Origin of the sequence: Xenorhabdus sp. SGI246 (assembly GCF_040838225.1) — a bacterium.
GTDB lineage: Bacteria > Pseudomonadota > Gammaproteobacteria > Enterobacterales > Enterobacteriaceae > Xenorhabdus > Xenorhabdus indica.
The window spans coordinates 1-21,966 of sequence record NZ_JBFPEZ010000083.1 but is presented as its reverse complement, the minus strand read 5'-3'; the positions used below and the strand labels follow the sequence as shown (position 1 = coordinate 21,966).

General features: G+C 43.7%; 8 protein-coding genes and 1 pseudogene. All 9 read right to left on the bottom strand.

Going from position 1 to position 21,966, the window contains the following annotated elements:
- Nucleotides 1–246 precede the first annotated feature (246 nt).
- On the bottom strand, nucleotides 247–1,410 hold the full coding sequence (locus ABLA85_RS16420; protein ID WP_367965441.1) for an FAD-dependent monooxygenase: 1,164 nt from the start codon (nucleotides 1,408–1,410) through the stop codon (nucleotides 247–249).
- A complete protein-coding gene (locus ABLA85_RS16415; protein WP_367965440.1) occupies nucleotides 1,407–8,597 on the bottom strand; it encodes an amino acid adenylation domain-containing protein in 7,191 nt (2,396 codons plus the stop codon). Before ABLA85_RS16415 ends, ABLA85_RS16420 begins: the two co-directional genes overlap by 4 nt.
- 306 nt (nucleotides 8,598–8,903) lie before the next feature.
- Nucleotides 8,904–12,077, bottom strand: a complete 3,174-nt coding sequence (locus tag ABLA85_RS16410) for an RHS repeat-associated core domain-containing protein (RefSeq protein WP_367965439.1) — start codon at nucleotides 12,075–12,077, stop codon at nucleotides 8,904–8,906.
- Nucleotides 12,078–12,128: 51 nt separating this feature from the next.
- Nucleotides 12,129–16,544, bottom strand: coding sequence for a SpvB/TcaC N-terminal domain-containing protein (locus ABLA85_RS16405; protein WP_367965438.1), 4,416 nt, complete (start codon nucleotides 16,542–16,544; stop codon nucleotides 12,129–12,131).
- 857 nt (nucleotides 16,545–17,401) lie between these two features.
- On the bottom strand, nucleotides 17,402–17,821 hold the full coding sequence (locus tag ABLA85_RS16400; protein ID WP_367965437.1) for a hypothetical protein: 420 nt from the start codon (nucleotides 17,819–17,821) through the stop codon (nucleotides 17,402–17,404).
- Nucleotides 17,822–18,202: 381 nt separating this feature from the next.
- Nucleotides 18,203–19,744: an NAD(P)/FAD-dependent oxidoreductase gene (locus ABLA85_RS16395; protein ID WP_367965436.1), complete on the bottom strand. Its 1,542-nt coding sequence runs from the start codon at nucleotides 19,742–19,744 to the stop codon at nucleotides 18,203–18,205.
- Between the two features lie 83 nt (nucleotides 19,745–19,827).
- A complete protein-coding gene (locus tag ABLA85_RS16390; protein ID WP_367965435.1) occupies nucleotides 19,828–20,169 on the bottom strand; it encodes a DUF805 domain-containing protein in 342 nt (113 codons plus the stop codon).
- A gap of 125 nt (nucleotides 20,170–20,294) precedes the next feature.
- The gene (locus ABLA85_RS16385) at nucleotides 20,295–21,581 is read right to left on the bottom strand and encodes a 4-aminobutyrate--2-oxoglutarate transaminase (RefSeq protein ID WP_367965434.1); all 1,287 of its coding nucleotides are present in this window, start codon (nucleotides 21,579–21,581) and stop codon (nucleotides 20,295–20,297) included.
- A gap of 35 nt (nucleotides 21,582–21,616) precedes the next feature.
- Nucleotides 21,617–21,966: pseudogene (locus tag ABLA85_RS16380) on the bottom strand (hypothetical protein); the annotation flags it as partial.

Sequence of the window (21,966 nt, the reverse complement as noted above, 5' to 3'; positions counted from 1 at the left end):
TAAACTGGCTAAAGCCCCAATTAAAATGGCCGAAACGGCTTGATGTCCGTTCCGACCCTGGCACTGCTATGCGACAAAGTCTCCCGCTAGGTTTACATGCTTCCTGCCTAGCTGGTGACAGTGTAACTTGGTAATCACACTAATACAGATAAAATTACGTACAGATAAAAGTACATTTAGCTGCTCATTCTATCCCTCACTAAATCTATCCTTCATTAAATAAAGTGCCACACAGTTTTTTATGTTCTAAAGACCTTCCATAGGAAAATTTAATGAGTTTTCGAGACTTTTTTTGAGTTTCTCCGTTGGCACAAATCGTAAGGACAGATCTCTTTTTAAACGGTGAAAAATACGATCCTCTTGCTCGGTTTCACTCAGCATTCTTGATGTATTAACTAACATTTCAGCCCTTGGAATACGAATTTTTTCGTATTGACGCAGAGCAGAAATTGGGTCTGACTGCTGCCTGAGTACATGCCCTAAAACAGCAGCATCTTCGATAGCCATACCCGCACCTTGACCAAGGCTTGTCAACATAGGATGAGCCGCATCTCCTAAAAGCGTAATTCGGCCTTTTCCCCAGAGGGGTGAAAAAGGCCTATCTTGTGCAGGGACAGAAATGATATTTTCGGATGGAGTCTGTGAGATAATATCAGAAACAATAGACGGCCATCCTTCATAATATGTCAGGATGTCTTGATTATTTCCTTGCCATTTGCGGGCCTGCTCAGTATGCATATTTGCAGTTCCCCACCAGTATACTTCACCTCCATCTATATCAATCAAACCTATTCGTTTTCCTGCTCCCCAATAATGACCAACGTAACCAGGTGTTATCTGCGGATGTTGATAACGAGTAATAGCCAACCAACAGATATAATCGGCTGAACGAACTGGCTTATTCCCTTGGATATAGTCGCGAACAAAAGAGTAGATCCCATCAGCACCAATGAGCAAATCTCCATGTGCTTCTCTGCCATCAGCAAAACGGACAGAAATACCATCATCCCTCTCGGAAATTTCAGTGGCCTTAGCACCGACATGGATAATATGCTTATCAAGTTGCTGTAGCAGAGCTTCCTGCAATGCTTTACGTGATATACAAACACTATCGAATCCATTAGAAGACGAAATTTCAGGTATTGGTAATTTGCGTATCAGACGATCTCGGACATTCCTGATTTCAAAACACTTAACAGGAGCACCAAAGTGCTCCAATTTCAGATTAATACCAATAGAGGATAAAGCAGCAACAGCATTAGACATCACAGACAAACCTGAACCTGCTGTACGTAAAGTTGGAGCCTGTTCATAAACTTCAACAACACAGCCAATTCGCTGTAACACTATGGCAGCCGTTAACCCACCAATTCCTGCTCCAATGACAATCACTTTCAATTGACGATTCATACTTTTTCCGAAACCAATGAGGCTTGTTTTGTAGAGGAGAATGCCCTCAGTTCTCGAAGGATTGTTTTTGCAACTTCCTCCACATAAGGCTCTTCCATAATTTCCAAATGATCACCTGACACATCAATAACATTGATACGGCCCGTTGTCTTACTCTCCCAGCCATTCTTAGGATCGCGATACTCACTTCTTATCGTATCATGCATAGAACGTAATACTTCAGGTAATGGACTCGTTGCATGTAATAACGTCATATTGATATCTGTCTTACAAGCAGCATAATCTGTAGCCGCTTTCCAATTAGTCTGATACACATCAAATAATCTTTGTACGACGGCCCGAGAACTGCCTTGTGGAATGACTCCTGTGGCAATTGCATGTTCTGTGATGTATTCGAATCGTTCCTGTAAAGAAGTGATATGCTCCGGTACAATCTGCTCAGGGAGAGTCGCGCCTTCATTAATCCATAATAATTCCCAGAAAAACCATCGTAACAGTGCTTCCTCATTCACTTTTTTCTGAGGCTCCATGTTAAGAGCAACCGTATCTAAGACGAAAAGATTTGCGACCTCTTCTCCGTGCTCTTTCAATTGACGCGCCATCTCGAATGCGACAAATCCGCCATAAGACCAACCGCCGATTGAATATGGGCCATGTGGCTGGATTTGACGTATGGCCTCCAGATAATTTGCTGATTGTTCTTGTATGCTGGTCAATGGCTTAGATCCTGCGTCCACGCCGTAAGCCTGCAACGCATAGAAAGGTTGATCCTCAGGGAAATATTTCACTAACCGTAAGTAAGACAATACATTGCCCCCCATTGGGTGGACAAAAAATAATGGTCGTTTATGACCCGCAGTACGCATGGGAACAAGAGGACTGAATTTTGGATAACCTCCTTTTTCTCTGACATGCGCAGCTAACTGTGCGACAGTGGGGTTACTAATAAAAAGGGACAAAGGAATGCTGACACCGAAATGTTTATCTACCAAAACGACCATTCTCATGGCTGTCAATGATGTACCACCATTATCAAACAGATTTTGATGGATAGATAAACTGGGTATTTTCAATAAATCCGCAGCCAGATCACACAATACTTGCTCATAGTTGTCTTGAGGAGCAATATCTTCTACATCATTATGCCCATGTATGATCCGCATATTACGTAATGCCGCATCATCACGTTTCCCACCAGGAGTCCTGGGCAGTGATTCTAGCCACTCTATTTGGGAAGGGAGCATGTGCTTAGGAAGCATGTCAGATAAATGTTGTTGTACACGCACTGTAAATGCTTCGTTTTTTTCTCCAACCAGGAATGCGACCAGAAAACCATCATGTTCACCGTGCTGTTGAACGACAACAGCAACGTCTTTCAGTACTTCATTAGCATCAGGTGTACTCAATACCGCTAATTCTATTTCCGCCAGCTCAACACGATAGCCACGAACTTTAACCTGAGTATCCTTGCGGCCTAAATAAAGAATATTGCCATCCTTAAGCTTCACACCCAGATCACCAGTACGATACAGTGGTTCATCACCGTCTTTGAGCATAATAAAGCGTTCTGCCGTTAGTTCTGGCTGACAGTAATAACCTAGCGCGACCGGTAAACCACGAGCGTAAATTTCACCTTGCTCACCAGAAGCGACTTCCTCTAATTGACTGTTAAGGAGTACAACATCTGAATTGGTAATACTTTTACCAATAGGGGGAAGTGCGGGGAAGGATTTTGGAACTCCCTCCATCGTAAATGCTGTGATGACATGCGTTTCCGTTGGACCATATTGGTTCTCAAGAATACCGTTATTTATTTGACCAACAAACAGACGGATATCTTCTGTGACCCGAAGTTGTTCACCGGATGAAATAACCACTTTCAGGTTTTTTGGGTAAGTGTCCAATGCAACTGCTGTTTCAGCCAATTGTTGCAGTGCAACGTAAGGCAGGTAAATTCTTTCTGTCCGGTAGTTATTGATAATATGCAGTAACTGCAAAGGATCACGCCGTTCATCCTCACTAATAAGGTGTAACTCACCGCCAGAAGTCAGTGCAGAGAAGATTTCCTGAAATGAAACATCAAAACTCAACGGTGCATACTGTAAGGTAGAATGAATATTCTTACCCGTAGGTGTTTCATTCTGCCAGACAATCAAATTCGACAGGCTACGATGCGGCATTGCCACACCTTTGGGTTTGCCTGTTGAACCTGAGGTAAACAGTAAATAAGCCGGCTGCTCAGGGGTTATTTCTCTATCCGGCATAGGTGTATTACCGTTTGTCAACGTGTCTACCCTTATGGTCGGGATTGTCACCATGTTGAGTAATGTATCGGATTTATCATTAACAATTGCCAATATCGGCTGAGCCTGTTCTATCATTGCTTCAATACGCTGAGCGGGATAACTCAGATCCAATGGTAAGCAGACTCCGCCTGCTCTCATTACACCAATCAGTGATGCAACGAGTGTCGGAGAACGTTCAAGAACAATAGCAACCGGTGTATTTTGAACAACTCCCTTAGAAATCAGTTCAGAAGCAACCTTACCGGACTCTGACCAAAGTTTTTCATAACTCCATTGCACACCATGATAACGAATCGCGATTGCATCAGGTTGCTCCCGTACATTCTTCGCAATCATGTCCAGCGTTGATATGAATTTTGAGGATGGGATTTCCTTTCTTCTTTGTGTGAGTGGCTGGCTTAGGGTTGCCGGCTGATCACCACTACTGACCATTCTGTTCAATATGGTCATATAAGTGTCCATATAAGTGTCAGCCTGCACTTGTGAGAAAACATTGCCGTCAAAATCACATCGTAAATAATGCTGGCCTGTGATGAAGTCAGTGATGACATTGAACAGTATTTCAAAGTTAGTTTCTTCCCACGGATCAAACTCAATGAGTGATAAATCAGGACCACCAAATATTTCTGTTAATATATGGAATCGAATGTAGTTAAACGCCGAACTTATTTTCGCCCCTTCACCTGCTACTTGCTGGATAGCATTAAGTGGGTATTTACGGTATGGAGCATGACGCTGTTCAGCGCTAAATACAGAGTGAATACACTCTTTCCATGTTTTGTTCGATGCAGAGAAACGTACAGGGAGTGTATTAAGAAACAAGCCGAGTGTTTGCTCTGAATTCTGTGCATCCGGTCTTCCATGAGTGACTAATCCAGTTGCAATTTCATCCTGAGCAGTAACCTTGGCCACAGTTAAACAATGCGCAGCAAAGAATACTGATTTAATTGAAACATGCTCATGTTGTACTAAGATCTCCAGCTTTTTTTCCATTTCTTTTGGAATAATTGCCTTTTTTGAGAAAATTCGGTTTTCTGGCAAACTTTCATACAATCGGTAGCTGGAAAATTGAGTTCGGGGAAGTTGATTAAACATGTTCTCCCAAAATACTCGGTGTTCCTGATCTTGTAATGCATGGAGTTCATCTTGTACATACAAAGCAGGTGATGGAATTACGTCAGTTTCAGAAAAATATATTCCCTCATTCAAGTAACGGAAAAAGAGTTCACGTATTAAATTTGCCACACTACCACCATCCAAAAGGGCATGATGGAAACTGAACACCATCTCTATAGTGTCTGCGGTCTTGAATAAGCTGATGTGATATAAGGGTGCACAATCAAATTGGTAGTCTTGACGACTGTTTTTCTCCATGTGCTCTTTGATAACTTGTTCAGACTCAACCAATGTCAATAAACTGAGATCCTGAATCTCTATAGCATTATCAAGATCGATACTATGATTGATGATTTGCAAAGGTTCGCTGAAATCGGCCAAGTTAAAGTGTGAACGAAGAGCAGGATGACGTTGGATAGTCGCGGCTGCACTTTTACGAAAGACTTCAGGTTCCCACTTTCCTTTCAGGGTATAGCGGAAAACATCTTTATAGGTGGCAAGGCTTTTACTCTGCTGGCTATGGTATATCAGGCCAAGTTGGAGCTGTGTGACAGGAAATGCATCCTCATATTGAGAAAGTGCTGCCCGCTCTTTTTCTTTGATCAATGCGAAAGGAGATAATTCAACGGTTTTTTGAATTTTGCGGTCAGGGTCAATTTGTTGGCTCAACTCAGCTATCGTCAAATACTGTGATAATTCAGAAAGAGTGACATTTATTCCCACCTTTTCCGCATCAGAACGCACTTTCAACATTAAGATTGAGTCACCGCCTAATGTATAAAAATTATCCTGAACACTGAGTTTTTCAATCTTTAATACCCGTTTCCAAATCTCTGCTAGTTGATATTCTGTTTCTGTCTGAGCATCATCATAGTTACTCAAAACTTCTGTTTCCACCAATGCGCCAAGCGCCCCACGATCGACTTTACCGTTTGGTGTAAGAGGAATATAAGGAACCTGGAAAAATTTCAGAGGAATCATGAAATCAGGTAAAAATTCCAGTAAGATTTTACGCAGTTTTTCAGAAGTAAAATTCAGGTTATTTGTTACATCATTATTAGTTATCACATAGTATGCGCAAAGATAAGTATCACCATTATTGTTCTTTTGTGGTAAAACTTCCGCCTGACTAATTCCCTGAATATGCTCAAGCGTGTTTTGTACCTCTCCCAACTCGATACGATTACCTCTGATTTTTACCTGATTATCAATTCTTCCCAAATATTCGATGCTACCGTCAGATAGCCACCTTGCTAAATCCCCTGTACGATACCAACGCTCACCTCCCTCCAAAATGAATTTTTCGTCAGTTAATTCTGGTCTATTGTGATAACCACGGGCCAATCCAACACCACTAATCTGCAACTCACCAGCAATACCGATTGATTGCCGAGTACCATGCTGAGACATAATTCTCAGTGAAATGTTATTGATTGGAAAACCAATGGGTACGCGCTTGATCACTTCATTATTTTCAGGAATAAACTCGAAATACGATACATCGACGGTTGCCTCTGTTGGGCCATAGAGATTGATCAAAGCGGGTGCATTTAACCCAAAAGAGGAAAAAATTTTACGGAACTGATTAACTCGTGTAGAAGGTAACGCTTCACCGCTGGTGAATACACGGCGCAGGCTGGTTAATTTCTCTACTAATTCAGGTTCGGCTTCCAGAATATCTAAGAAAGGCTGGAGCATAGAAGGAACAAAATGCAATGTCGTCACATGATGTGTACTGATCGCTTTTATGATCTCTAAGGGGTCTTTGTGAGCACCCGGTGGTAATAAGTGAACAGATGCCCCAGAAATCGACCACCAAAATAACTCCCAAACAGATACGTCGAATGAAATCGGTGTTTTTTGTAGTATCACATCTGTGTTATCCAGTGGATAACGTTCCTGCATCCATTCAATCCGGTTTACTGCTGAATAATGATTGATCATCACGCCTTTCGGTTGACCGGTGGAGCCTGATGTATAAATCATATATGCCAGAGAATCCGCTGTAGATAAGTTGAACTGCTTTACATTCTCCTGCGCTGAAATATTACCTCCATCAATAACGATATAAGATGGAGCAATTAAAGACTGATTAACTTTGTCGGAGATGATGACCGTGACACCACTGTCCTTCAACATATAATCAATCCGCTCCTGCGGATAATTGGGATCTACGGGTAAGTAGGCAGCGCCTGCTTTTAATACCGCAAAGATAGCGGTTAACATATCTGTGCTGCGATCCATTAAGATGGCAACGATGTCTCCTTTCCTCACCCCCTCTTTCAGTAAAACCGTCACCATATTATCGATCCGGGTCTGAAACTGAGTATAAGTAAGTGCAGGCTGACCGCCAGAATTTGCGATAGCGACGGTTTCCCCGTGTAATGAAACCTGCTTATCAAATAATGTTGATAAAGTCTCTTGCTGCGAGAATTCTACGATTGGCCCTTGCTCAAAAAGCGCCAATTGCGCCATTTCTTCTGCCGAAGAGAGATTTACTTGTGAAACCGTTTGTGTGGGTAATGCAATCAATTGTTTGGTAATACGCTCTAAGGAAGCTGTAAATGTTTCGAATGGATAATCGTCATCGAAAACATCTGCTGCGCCAGTGATATCAACAGCGACTTCACTATTATCCCCGTAGGTATGTATATGGATCGCGATAGCGTCATTTTCATGGGCTGTTGCCGCCACATAGATATCTTCGTTTTTATAGGTATCACGGGAAGTCGCTGTTATAGGTGAGCGGTTATAAGATACAGTGACATCAAACCCTTGACGCTTTGTTGTCCCCATAGACTTAAGTAAACGCCCAAGAGGAATATGCTCAAACGTTTTTAGTTTTGTGGTTTCTGTTTTAATACGAGCCGCCAACTCAATAAGGGTATCCTCTGCGTTGACCTCAATAGCCAATGGCAGAGTATTAGCCCATTGACCTGCAATATTAAGTTGATTAATACGGCGGTTAAGCAACGGGATACCTATCGTCAGCTCGGTGTTATTATGTATTCGTGATAATAAAATAGTTACCGCAGACATAATGACTTGGTAAGGATTCATTCCTTGAGAAATAGATTTCTCAACATCAGCCTTAGTCAATATATATTGATGCTGTATAAAACGAGATAAATGAGCTTTCTTTTTCCGATTAAAAAAAACGGGCTCGTGGCGTTGTGTAAGCACAGCCAATTCTGTTATTTGTTGTTCTATTTCTGGTTTTGACAGAATTGTTTCTTGTTCAATGATTGCTGAGATATATTTCTCAGAATTGTCAGAAAAATCCCTCGGATTAATTTCATTATTCTGATAGTAATCAGCAATTTTTTTTACTAAATGGTTTATTCCCCAACCATCACAAACAATATGATGGGCACGAAGAAAAATAGCTATACCGCCATTTTTCAGATTTCGTAACAGGGCTATCTCAAGGAGTGATTTATCATCCAGATTAAAAACGTGTTCTGACCATTTTTTAAAGAGGACAGCAACATCTTCACCTTCAGCATCAATGACCTCTGCTTGATTATCGGTAATATTTTGTATTTGCTGACTTAACACACCGTCTTGTTCAATGATGCGCAACCGGCATGTCACATCATGACTCAGAACTTTATTAACTGAATAAAAAAGTTTTTCAAAGTTAATATTTTCTTTTAATATTTTTGCGATGGATATTGTGAATTGACTACTTTCTGGATTACGTTGAGATTCATAGTAAATTTCTTTTTGATACTGAGTAAGAGGTACAACTGATAATGTGTTCATAGCTACTGACGTTCTAATTTAGAAAGCTATATTTTATTAACTACACTCCCCTCGGCACAATGTCTATTAGTTTATATTGTATTATATTTTCTCTTAAAGGTTTAATAAAATTCGGTTGGTTGATATCGTGCAGAAATCGATCCATCAATCGTCTGCTACTGATGTTATTCCATTACGGTATGCAATTTTAGTTAATACTCTATCCAGAGCTATAATTAACAGCTCTGGATTTTAATAATTTGTATTCTCTATTCAATAAAAGTACGATTCACTGTTCAACAAGGCCAATTCATCCCCCTATTTCGTTTAGGCAAAACTTTCCTGATTCTGGTTTCTGGACCAGCTAAACCATTCCCACACATTTTCCAGAGCGTCACTTAACCATCCTGCATCACCATCAGCAGGTAATGTTTCCTCTATATTTCTAAATGCTTCAAAGTTGTTAGTGTCTTCTGTTCTCACATGCAGGAAGGTTTTTCCATGTGCATAAATGGCGGTACTGGAATTTTCAATTAAAGACGCAGTTGAAATATCTACATTAGTTGCAACTTCAGCTACAGTCTCAGCCGCACGCGCAGCCAAGCTACGAAGACCAAGCGTTTTAGCTAATTTACGCCCTGCTAATGCCCCTTCTATCGCCGCTGTCGCAGCAACGTCACCAACCCCTTCCAGTGTTCTCTGAGACTCAGACACCTGAGAGCCCATTGCAGCCGCGCTTGCGGCAAGACCTGATTTAACCAAGTCATCATTTAAAACAGCGGAAACGGTGCCGGATGCCATGCCTACCTCAGCACCTGCCAGGCTTCTGTATTCACTCGTCCGTCCCTGCCGTTTTAAAACGGGATCATTCACACTTGTCACACCATGAGCAACAGCCGCGCTACCAGCACTCCCACCAGCCATAAAGTTACCTGTCGCAGTAGATAAATGCGCTGCTGTACGTCCACGAAATAATTTGGCATAAGCCTTAGATAAAGAGCGTGAAATAGGGCCAGCAAAAACACCAATAGCGCCGGCAATAGCCCCACCAGCGGCAACCACACCAACAGCAACAGGTATTGCCAGCCCCGCACCTGACACAACACTCGCAATGGCAATCGCAACACCGACACCAACACTTACGCCTCTGAATCCACGTATAATATTCCTCTTCTGCTGTTCTGTTTTTGCTTTACTCAGCGCATAATTAAGCAGTTTTTTATATGTTTTCTTATATACGAACTTTACGGCAGGCCCTGCAATCTTTTTAACCATACCTACGGGACTGAAATCAAAAGAAAAGTCAAAATCAAACAGTGATGTTAAGAACCTAGAGAATGAAGGTAGAGAAAACGATGGTCTGGAGAAACTTGGCAAAGAAAATCCATTGTTGAATATTCCACCGATCAACGTGATAACGTTGCTCATCAATGATGCACCTCCATCACTATCAACGCCGTTGACGGGATTATTGTGCACCATACTGAACATATTTAATCCATCAATAATACCGCCGGGATCTGCACTGAGCCAACGTCCTGTCCACGGTTGATAATATCGCAGGCCGTAATAATAGAGTCCGGTTGCATCTCTTTCTTTTCCTGAATATCTGTGAAACTTATAAGCTGCTTCAGTCTGGTTTCGTACAGTCCAGATCGACGTTCCTCCATAAGGATAATATTCCTCTTGGCTGATAACTTTACCGGCTTCATCAACTTCCATTGCACTACTGCCGATAAAGTTACTATAAGAATAACGTAACTGATCACCTTTAATTTCGGCTGGCTGACCAGATACCCAGTGAAGTAGCCTGACGTGGCCCACAGTTATAATATGTAGTTCTTCATTGAGTGTATTTCCCCTGAACATCGTTCTTAATTCCAGTCCGGGAAGATAGACTGTTCGCGCTTTACGCTGAGTATTGCCATTCAGGTGTTGACTGACTTTAACCAGCCGCTGACTGTCTTCATTATAGCGATACCATTCTTCATCCTTCTCAGTGTCGCGACTAACCGGAATTACTCGAGATAACTCTCCACGTTGGTTATATGTAAGCTTTTGACCCGGCAATAATGAGGTTTGATGTCCACCAGCATCAAACCAAGCATCTACCTGCTCCGGATCAGTGGTAAACGTGCTCAGTACAGCACGATTGTTGCGAGAAGAAACTGTCAGAGATGTTACATGGTTATTGCGACTACCCGATGCATTATGTTGGATTTGTGTAAGATTGTTTCCACGATCATAAGTGTAGCGACGGATGTAATTGGTATACACATCATCACCATTGGATACCGGAATCAGTGGTGATGGAAGAGAACTTATCGAACCAGAAAGAACCGACATTTCCCGGCCAGTGGCACTAACCAGTTGGTAAAACGAGTCATAAGTATATTGATTTTCAGGAGAAATTTTCTGATTACGCCAGTACCGTACAGTCTGTGCATGATCGTAAACACTGACAACATTTCCTACCGGATCATATTTATAATGAAAATTCTGTAAAACTGCGGCCCCGGATGGATGATCGGATGGCCGTTCAACCCGACTTTCAGACAACCGCTGAGTTTTCTGTTCATACAGATTTGTCGTTAAGATCCCATTCCCCTCTTTTTGGGTTAGTGTTTGCCCCGCAGCAGAATAGGTCAGAGATGCAATTATATTTTTTTCTTCTCCCTGTGCAGGAGTTAGCCAATGACTTTTTAACTGGCCTGCCCGGTCATATTCATAACGCTGCTGATTGCCCATAGCATCAGTTTGTGTCAGTAGCGCGCCAGTGACATCCGTTGTCATATGAGTAGTAAAACTCGCTGTGGTAAAACTAGTCGTGATAAAACTATCCTCGGAAACGTTCCCGGAAAATGAGGTATTCCAATCATTGGGTGTATTTCCCTGCCAATCAGCTTCTATATCATCTGGCAATAGCTGGCGGGTTATTTTTAAAGGACTTCCCAATAAAGATATGCTCTGAAATTCTTCACGTCCTGCTGTATCGTAGCGGGATACACAGGTCCCAACCAGATTATATGCCTTTTCTTGTTGACTATTTCCCGACCAAACAAAGCGTTCAACAACACTGGATTCCTGATCTGGTGCTTGTTCAGTAATACTCAGCAAGCGACCAGCCAGATGATTTTCCTCATATAAATATCGCCGCTTCACTCCCATTGCATCAACGCTAATAACTGGCCGTCCTGCAATGTCATTTAATGCCATTGCAACGCCATCATCGGCACCTTCTGTTCGGAGAGCCATACCACTCAAACTTTGTATACTGGCCCTGTCTGGTTTTATGCTGTGATCTCTTTTCCATAAATCATATTGACGTGGTGAAAAAATCCGCTCTGGAAAGCCAGCCAGCGTATATTGACTAAAAGAAATGCGTTCATCAGTTAGATCCACATTATCTGGATGTCGGTAATACTGAACCGTTCTGACGTTTAAACCACGGTTATCCATAACTACAACGGACGGGGTTTTTGAATATAGTGTCTGTGCCATTCGATGACTCCTGAAAAATGTTTCCCGATATGTCGGTGGCTAAAACATTTGTTATTGATTTACTTCCGCTGCTGTGTCGTTTTCATCTTCACTGACAACAAACCAGGGAGTAATTAACGTCCGTCGCAAATAACCTGCCGCAGTAACTACTTTCCAGACACGCCCAAGCGGGTCGTAACAGTTTGTATCCGCGAATAGATCGCGGCGCGCACTATCATCTTTTACATATCGCCAGTCATTGAGAAAATAAGGCAGGTATGTGCGCAGAGGCTGACCTTTTCCGTCATATTCTGTCCTACCGGATACCGCCCATCTGAAATCAGTTTGTTCATTTATGGGGGCTCCAGTTTCATCCGCGATGATCGTACCGTTATCACTTAATAGCCATGCGACCCCTGCCTCATGCCTGACTGCGGTTTGTAACGTTCTTCCGAAGCCATCACTGAAAGAGATACTTTGATGCAATTGTTGTGCTGGATCGCTGTCATATCTGTCCGTCGAAATGCTCAGCATATGAGGTGGGAGATGAGGATCTGTTTTTAAATTTACGGTGGAGTTTCGTAGCAAATAACGTTTAAGCGCGAGCCGACCAATGTAATTATCTTCGGTGAGTAAGTCTTTAGAGTCCGTAATTTCCGTTGTTGCCCGCAGCATCCAGCTCAGTGGATCGTATACTGCAAGCCCGGCCACAGGGATACCCGCTTTTAGTTCAAGCGCTTTATCGACAAGAGAAGGCACAATAAAAGGTGTAACTTCATTTTTGGGTTGGGTGTACCCTTGCATCACCCCTTCTTCCAGTCCCCAAAATCTTACGCTTGTCACTCTTCCAAGCGCATCATAAGTGGTAATAGAAATATTGTCATTTGCGTCAGTTACCATATTGGCAACGTTAAAACGGTAATCATATTGAGCAGAGGCAACCGAGCCTGTGGGACTTTTTTCCTGAATGACAGCACAGAAATGCGTATCCCATTCAATGAGGTTTTTACCCGTCATCAAGGTTTGACGTTGCGCCAGTGGTCGATAAAATCCTTCTGCCCCCGCAAAATCGGTGTAGCCATGACGCCCAACCCAAACGTTGAATACATTATTATCTTGTAAAGGTGCCGGAACAGACTGCCAACCCGCATGTTCAAGCTCTTTCTTAAGCTCATCCGAACTCATTATTTCAGCAAAAGCTTTTAACGAAGTCTTATTAAATTCAGCGGCTTCTGTGTAGGCAATAAGAGGCGGAAAATCCGGTTTACCTCCAACACCTGTATAATTCACCACCGAATGCCCCAAATAATCATCTTCCGTTCCAGGCAGTACTCCAGCATTATCAGTAGCATTGAACCATTCCAACGATAACCCTCTGTCAGGCACGATATCCTGAGAGAGTTCCTTCGCATCACTGCGTGAGATCGCCGGCAATCCCGGTATCCATGATGTTTCGTTAAGTAAATGGTGATATTCGTAACGCTGACGAGTCAGACGCAATAGCATTTGTTGGTCGTCATAACTGCTGTCAAACAAGGTTTCTGGCAAGGTATCCGGGTATGGTGATGCTGTAGGTTTCTGCCGTCGGGGATAAGCAATGCTCAAAGTATCTGTCGGAAATCCCAACACATCACTTTTCAAAATAATCTGTTGGCTGCACTGCGGATCGACGGTAATACGCTCATATTGGTAGCTTCGTGATTCCAGAATGGATGGCCACGTTGAAGGTGCATCTGTTGATACTCCTGCCATGATTCGGATTTGAGGGCGTGATTCGCTAACAGCATACGGTGTTCCTGCCAGCTCTGTATCATCATCTCCATACACTTCACTGCGTAATGGCATCCCTTTCATCGCCCGGTTTAACCAGTACATTTCCTCTTGACTGGGAGTGATTGTAATTTCACTGTTGGTTGTAGCATCGTAGCGGGTAAAACGCGGAGTAAAATGCGCAAAAGCCCGTTCATCGCCTTGCCAGTATTCGTGTGGTAACAGACTGTCTAACGCTGGGATTCCCGTTGCAAACCAGCTAATGGTACGGGAAGGTGCAGGTTTTTCAGCAATTGTGCCATAAGTAGCCCCCGCCTGTTCATCTGTATCCGTCTGTGTGACCCGCCCGAAACCACGGTATTCCCGTTCCCGTCCGTCCCAAGCACCATGAGCATAATCACAACGGCTTGATAGCCGGTTTCCTGTAATCTCATCCAATACTTCTGTACGCCACAACAGATGAACCGGGAATGGCAGATAACTGGCTATCATACGCCCTTCCTCGGCTGCCTGCTGTTTTTCATCCAGCCAGAATTGAGCAGAACTGCGATAGCTTAATACAGTATCACTGCCCATATTGTTGTTTATCGCATTCAACAACCAGGGTTTCTGTGCTGTTATTTCCAGGCGCCAGTGCTGTACGGAGATATGTGGCACCGTCAGAATAAGGCTGGTAATTCCAAGCCCTTGGGTGTCTGCCATCTGGAGTTGACAAGTGTCATCAAAATGCACTCCCGGTGGCAGGTCAATTTTCAACGGCGCGGCAAACCGATTACCACTTTCATTGATATAGAGTTCCATATCAGTATGACGGACGTAAATCAGGTCAGTAGTGCCGGAACCGTCTATATCCGCCATATACAACCGATTGGGGTTAAAAGTTTCCCCGGTAATTTGGAAACCCGGCAGTGTCAAAGGATCACCAAAGCGTCCCCATCCCAGATTTGGCCAACAGCGAACACCTTCAGCAGAAATTTCTACGAGATGTTGCTGACCAGAGCCGGTCATATCACTGAATGCCACTAACTTGCGCTCATCTTTTCCGGGGATCGGTAAGGGAATAGTGCCTCTATGCTCGACATCGTGAGCTTTACCCCATCCCTCTTGGCTATCCGCCCAAAACCGTACACTATTAGGACCAATGAGTGCGAGGTCGGGTAATCCTGTGCCAGTGATATCAGTCAATTGAGCTTGTGGATGAAAATATTCCACCGGAATGGAAGACAGCGGGATAAATGGCGTCCATTCTCCCGTCGGCGTCATAGCGTGGTAACCTCTAAATCCGGCGGTTGTGATTAACCAATCCAATCGGCCGTCACCATTGAAATCGATCAGCATGGCACTGTCCTGCTGAACCGGAATATGGGGTAACGGTTTTGCCGTATCATAGGTGACAGCATCTGCTTTATCTGATGCCCTGTCCCTCACTGGCGCGCGATACCACCAGGCTCCAGGAATATCCTGATAAAGCACACCGGGAATGCCTTCACCATATAAATCGACCAGTTGATAAGGCTGGAACGCATTAAAATCTTCCAACTCAGGCATCTTCTGCCAGTTCAGATTCAGATCATTTTTAAAGCGCTGATAATCGACTTCCAGCGGCGCCAGAGTAACCGGTGTACCATCAGCTTCATGCGCCAAACGACGCGCACTCAGTAACAGAGAAACACAGTTATTCAAGTCATAATCCAGGATCAGACGAGATACCAGTGCCGGAACTTCGTTCGTGATATTTTTTCCTGCCAGTGTCTGCAAACGGTGAAACATCAGAACTTGCCGACACAAACGGCGGGTGCGCACTTCAAAACCAAATTGATAGCGGGAAAAACAATCCGGCCGGCACAACCATTCGTCGGCAGTATGATATTCCGGCACCGTGTAAAGGGAGGAGGAACGCTCGCCATAGTCAAACACCAGATGAAACAGCCAAAGGTCATCCGTCGGAATACCGGATTTCAGCGCGATAAAGGCCGCCTCCGGGAGAATATTGCCGTAACAGACTTTCACCAGATAGCGCTGCGCATACCTACCGGGATGTTGGCGGAGTTCATCGGCATTGCAGCCGGCATCATCTTCGGCACGATAATGATAATAAATATGTTCTCCTGTTGGGGTTACCGTCTCTTCCAGTAACCAACAGGCAATTTTTGTTGCATCTTTCGGATCGGCAATCTGAGCGTGGTTATGTTTACCCAGTAAATGCACCTGTCCATCTGTCGCAAACATCACCCAGAACGGTGTATCCTGACCGCCCTGTTGCGGTTGCCAATATTCCAGCTTACTGAAATCACTGATAATGCGTGGTTGATAACGGGTGACGATATGCGTTTGTTGCAACGCAGTTCCCAGTAACGAAGTTGCAATACGTCGATCTGGCTGCCCTTTTGCATCGGGAACAACAGACAACACTTCACCGGAAGGGCCGAGAAACGAATCCTCTCCCTGATATTGAGGCACACCATGAGATGTGCGCAGGCTGATTAAACCTGCCCCACACTGCCAACCCATACCAAATGCCCCATTACCCGCGGCACTGCTGTAACTTAATGCCAATGCTGGAGCAACTCCCCGACCACCAGACACCGGCAATGGCAGTGAGAAAGACGCCAGCCCATCCGGCCCGATCGCCCCCAACGATTCCCCCATTCCGTAGAGTGAACCCCCTCCTTTTGGTAACGATGGCATCTCCAGTTTCAGATTTTTTGAACTCTGCATATAACTCTCCCTCAACAGACTCTTGAAAGAGCCTGTATTTTCTGTAGTCAATTATCAGGAACGGATGGTGTAGCGGATGTGCAGAATAAGATTGATTCTGTTCAGTAACGAATCTGTACTACTGTACATAATAACCTCAATTATTTTATAAAAAAGAGCGTCATAAATTCTAATAGCCAATATTTTGTAGACTATCACCCTATTTTTGAGCGAATCTCTCACCTTATCTAATATTAAAAAACTCAAATAAAATGTTATTTTTAAATAGCGGAATAAAATGAGTGTTTTGATCAAATTTCCACTTTAAACATAGATTGCAATTCAATTGCAAAAAAATAATACCTCAATCAATGTAGATATAAGAAATTTATTTCTTTAAATACAAGGAACAAAATTAGAAGTATTTTTATCATTGGTGAGTTAAAGTTCACTATGAGATTTTGTCAAGGTTTTATTTTTATCATACTATATTAATTATTTAGTGCGATGTATTATAAAAAGACGATTTCTTTTTTTATTGGAAGAATAGAAAAGGTTGTTACATTGGGAAAGGTATATGAGAAAACAGCCAGATAATTCTTGGCTGTTAATTAAATTTGGCTGTACCCTACTGCTATCAGAAATTATATAATTGAGGAGTACAGCCTGGATTTTCATGCCTGAGTATAATAAGGTATCCGCTGCTTGGTTTTTCTATTTTCATAGCTATGCATTGCACCTTTTTTATATGATGATGTTTATTTTTACTTTATAAATAAAATGACGTTCTAAGCTAGGAATGCTCTGTGAATTTTCTCAAGAAACAAAAAAAACCATAAAAGACATTTTATTATCAATAGGTTATTATTTTATTAAAACTAAAACAAATAACCATACTGAATAACCGCAGAAATAGATGCATATGAATCAATATGAACTGTGCTACCACGTATATTACTCCACTGTGCCTTTATAATAGAAACGTTAGACGCAAGAGAACAACTGGCAACTAGTGTGAATGGCATACGTCCATAAGCTTCTGGACTTTTATTACTGTAAGTAAACCCACCAAAAGCTAATTGTTCACCTTGATCAGTTATAATAATAAAATTTCCGCCAGGAAAATTGTTACCAGAAGCATAGGGAGTTGGCACATTCAAGGTGATTAATGCTGCTAAACCTGGTGAGTGAGAATACCTTGAAACATCAATTTTCAAACCAGGTATATCAACATAATTTGAACTTGATGTTTGTAGCGGATTGCTATGTGGATCTATTGATGAGAATAAAATTGTCATGATTAACACTCCTGAATAAGTCATACTGTAAGATTTAACCTGGTTTTCAATTTATAAAAACCACTACTAAAATAGTAAATACTTCATCAGGCCACATTATCATAATTCTCTATTATTTACCCATTTAAAAATTAAAAAAACATTGCTATTTATTAGCAATAAAGCTCACCCACAATTAAATTTTATTTTACTAAAAATAAAAACATTAATACTAACCCCGTAATAAAAATTTGGATCTTGTTATCACCAAGTGTACTTTTTTTCACTCGAATTAATAAGATGGATACCTACATGGTGTCCATCTTTTATTATGTGCATACTCTAATCATTATTTACACCCATCATGACTTTCTCTATTATCGGCTAATGGAAAACAGCCACTCAGAACGAAACCATATCTGCCGGATTAAATATGCTTCTCGCTCCCAGAGCACCTTTAATCAATGGAATAACCATCGGAGAAAAGTAGGAACCCAACGGGATAGTTGAGTGGTCAATGCGGGTAAGCATGGTAAAGTCGTGGTTGCGTCCGGTGAGATCATCGCTGATGGCTTTGCCAATGCGCACCGTCTGCGCGACTCCATGACCACTCCAACCATGCACTATATACACAGGGACGCTATCGCCACTTTTGCGGGCATCGGTAGCTCCATTTAGGGTCAGATCGCTGATCCCGCCCCAAGAGTATTCCAGTTCGGGATTTTCCAGATACGGGAACACGGTCTTGATACGATCTAATAAGTAATTGTTCACATCACGTGGAGACCAGGAATTCCCAGTGCCCTGTCCACCGAAAAGCAGGCGGTTGTCGCGCACTGCTCGATAATAGTCTATCTGTAACTGTGTATCGTAGACTGGCAAATCTGACGGGATCAACTTTTTGATATCCATTGGCAACGGCGGAGTTACCGCTACATAGGTGAAAAAAGGCACTGTAGTGGAAGGGCCGGAGATAAACTCATTGCTGGAACCATGCACTCCCAGTACCACCGCTTTACTTGCCCTGATAACTCCCCGCTCAGTTTCTATAACCGTACGGTTGGCATCCTGTCTGATGCTTATCACTTTCGTACTGTCATAAACTCGTCCCCCCAGTCTGACGAAGCCATAAACCAGGCCTCGCAACAGTGCCAGAGGCTGAACCTGTCCACCAATGCTGTCGATATTGGCACCATGATAGATACCCGAACGTACATACTCTTCCTGCAATTCATGTGGCCCAATAATCTTTGCCGCTGTATCTCCCAACTGACACCGGGCATCGGCATTAGCCACCAATGACCCCATATGACCTGGATGTATCGCTGCTGTAATATGACCGTATTTGCGATCACATTCAAAACCGTAACGCTCGCAGAGTTCATCCACAAGATCCATTGCTTCAACTGATGCAAGACGCCATAAACGTTTGGCTTCATCGGGTGAGAATTTCTCCAGTATGGTTTCCGCTCCCCAACGGGCAATACCGGGTGTCATCTGTCCCCCATTACGGCCAGAAGCGCCCGAACCAATGCTATCCTTTTCGACCAGGATCACATCCACCCCCGCTTCAGCAAGATGCAGCGCTGTGGAAGCCCCTAGTAACCCGCCACCAATGACTACAACCTCACAACTCTGATCTTTAGAAAAGCCACCAAAAGCCGGCCAATCATCCAGTACGGCCTCATAGTAATTGGCTGGCATGGCCTTAGCTGCTATATCTCTGTGCCAGTTCCAGATACGCGGATCCAACCCCAACCGGCTGGTTCTATGCTGTGCATCCTGCAACAGCGTCGGCCTGAATCGGTCAATATGAACGGACGGATCATCAACCGCAGTTAAGATCTGGGCGAGCAGAGATGTTGTGGGAAGTATAGATGAAAATACTCCCACCCCTGTGAGCGTCGCGACAGTAGAGATAAAATTTCTTCTATTCATTGTCATTTCAGCACCCCTTTAGTGATCTGGAATCACCCGTTAGCCCGAAGCGGGATATTTTCCTGTGAGTGAATTCGGTTCTCTGAACTTTATTTATTACTGTCCGCCTGCCCTTTCAGAGCTGCGAGAGCCAGTAGGACAACAGTGCCGACAAACGGGATAAGATGTAACAGTAACCACCAAGCGCTACAGTTAATATCGTGCAGACGGCGGGCATTTACCGCCAGTGCTGGCAAAAATGTGAGCAGCAAATAGATAGCGCTGAACCACCCCATATAAATTTCGGGATTGGCAACAGCAAACAGCCTTTCCAGGAAAGAAATGATGAGAACAGCCAAGCTCTGGAACAGAATAAAATACCAAAACTCCTTACGCCGGGCTCGCCCACTGAAACAAGCATAATTTTTTAAGACATTTAGATACCAATGCATAATTGTCCTCTCCTGTGAATCAGCGAGTTTCCCCTGCTGTCACGCGCATTTTGGGGTTGGGGGAAAACACTGACTCACTCAGCATTGCTCTTAATCTGTTAACGAAGTATGACTTAGTTAAACCATCACTTTTCCTCTTTACAATTCAGATCGAGCAGCACAGATTTCAGAATGTTGAGCGCTTCGTCAAAAACATCATCTTGTATGGTCAGCGGTGGAAGGAAGCGGATCACGTTGCTGTGTACACCGCATGTCAACAAAATCAGACCACGTTCCAGTGCCTTCTGACGCACCGCGTTGGTAAAAGCAGCGTCGGGCTCCTGACTGTCTTCACAGTTAAACTCCACCGCAATCATCAGCCCAAGCCCACGCACATCAGCTATCTGTGGGACACTCGGCCGCAGTTTATGCAGACATTGTTTCAACCGCTCTCCCAGTTGCGTCGCACGTGCTGCCAGTTTCTCTTCTTCGATCACATCTAACACCGCATGACCAGCCGCAATCGCCACGGGATTACCTCCATAGGTTCCCCCCAAACCACCCGGCACCACAGCGTCCATGAGCTCTGCCCGTCCCGTTACAGCCGCCAGCGGCAATCCCCCCGCCAGACCTTTTGCCATCGTGGTCAGATCAGCCACAACCTCATGATATTCCATGGCAAACAGTTTGCCCGTGCGCGCGAATCCAGTCTGGATCTCATCGGCAATGAGTACAATACCGTAACGATCGGCAATTTCGCGTAAGGATTTGAGTAATTCGGGAGGTGCAGAGTAGAAACCGCCCTCTCCCTGTATCGGTTCGATAATAATGGCGGCAATGCGCATGGGATCAATATCGGTTTTGAAGAGATTTTCCAGCGCGTTCAGCGTCTGTTCCACGCTAATACCGTGCTGCTCTACCGGAAACGGAACACGGTAAACATCGCTAACCAGCGGGCCGAACCCCATTTTGTACGGCACAACTTTGCCGGTTAATGACATACCAAGAAAGGTACGTCCATGAAAAGCACCGCTGAAAGCCACCACACCACTCCGCCCGGTAGCCGCTCGCGCGATCTTCACGGCATTTTCGACTGCCTCAGCCCCAGTAGTAACAAAGACGGTTTTCTTCACAAAATTACCAGGCACCAGACGATTCAGTCGTTCGGCCAACGCTACATAATTTTCGTAAGGCACAACCTGATGACAGGTATGGGTAAACTGTTCCAACTGCTCTCTGGCTGCGGCAATAACGCGCGGATGACAATGACCAGTATTCACCACGGCGATACCAGCGGCAAAATCAATATAGCGTTGTCCCTGAACATCCCAGATTTCGGCATTTTTCGCGCGTTCAGCATAAACTTGTGTGGTTACGCCAACGCCTTTGGCGATAGCCGCGCTGCGCCTTTTAGCTAACATAGATTCAGTCATAAGTAAAAACCTCTGAACAATCAGAAAAATAGGCTTCAGCAGGCAAGCGCCTTGTGTGATTCAGTGTGTGATGACGGCAAGATCACCAGACGCAATGAAGCCACTTCACCTTCGGTAGATCGGTTAATACCTTGGCTCTTCAATAATGAACCTGAACGCACTTCCGGCACAGTCGAAGTCACAACACGTGCATCGTCATTAATAATCAATGCTGGCTTACCGATAGCGCTCAAAACTGGCAGAAGTAACCGATCCAACGTCGACACCAGCATATCCACTGCTGCAACACCGACAAACTCCTCATCAATAAGTACTGGATGGGCTATCGTAATTGTGTAGGCACCGTTGCAGACATAATCCACATAAGGGTTATGCTTCCAATGGT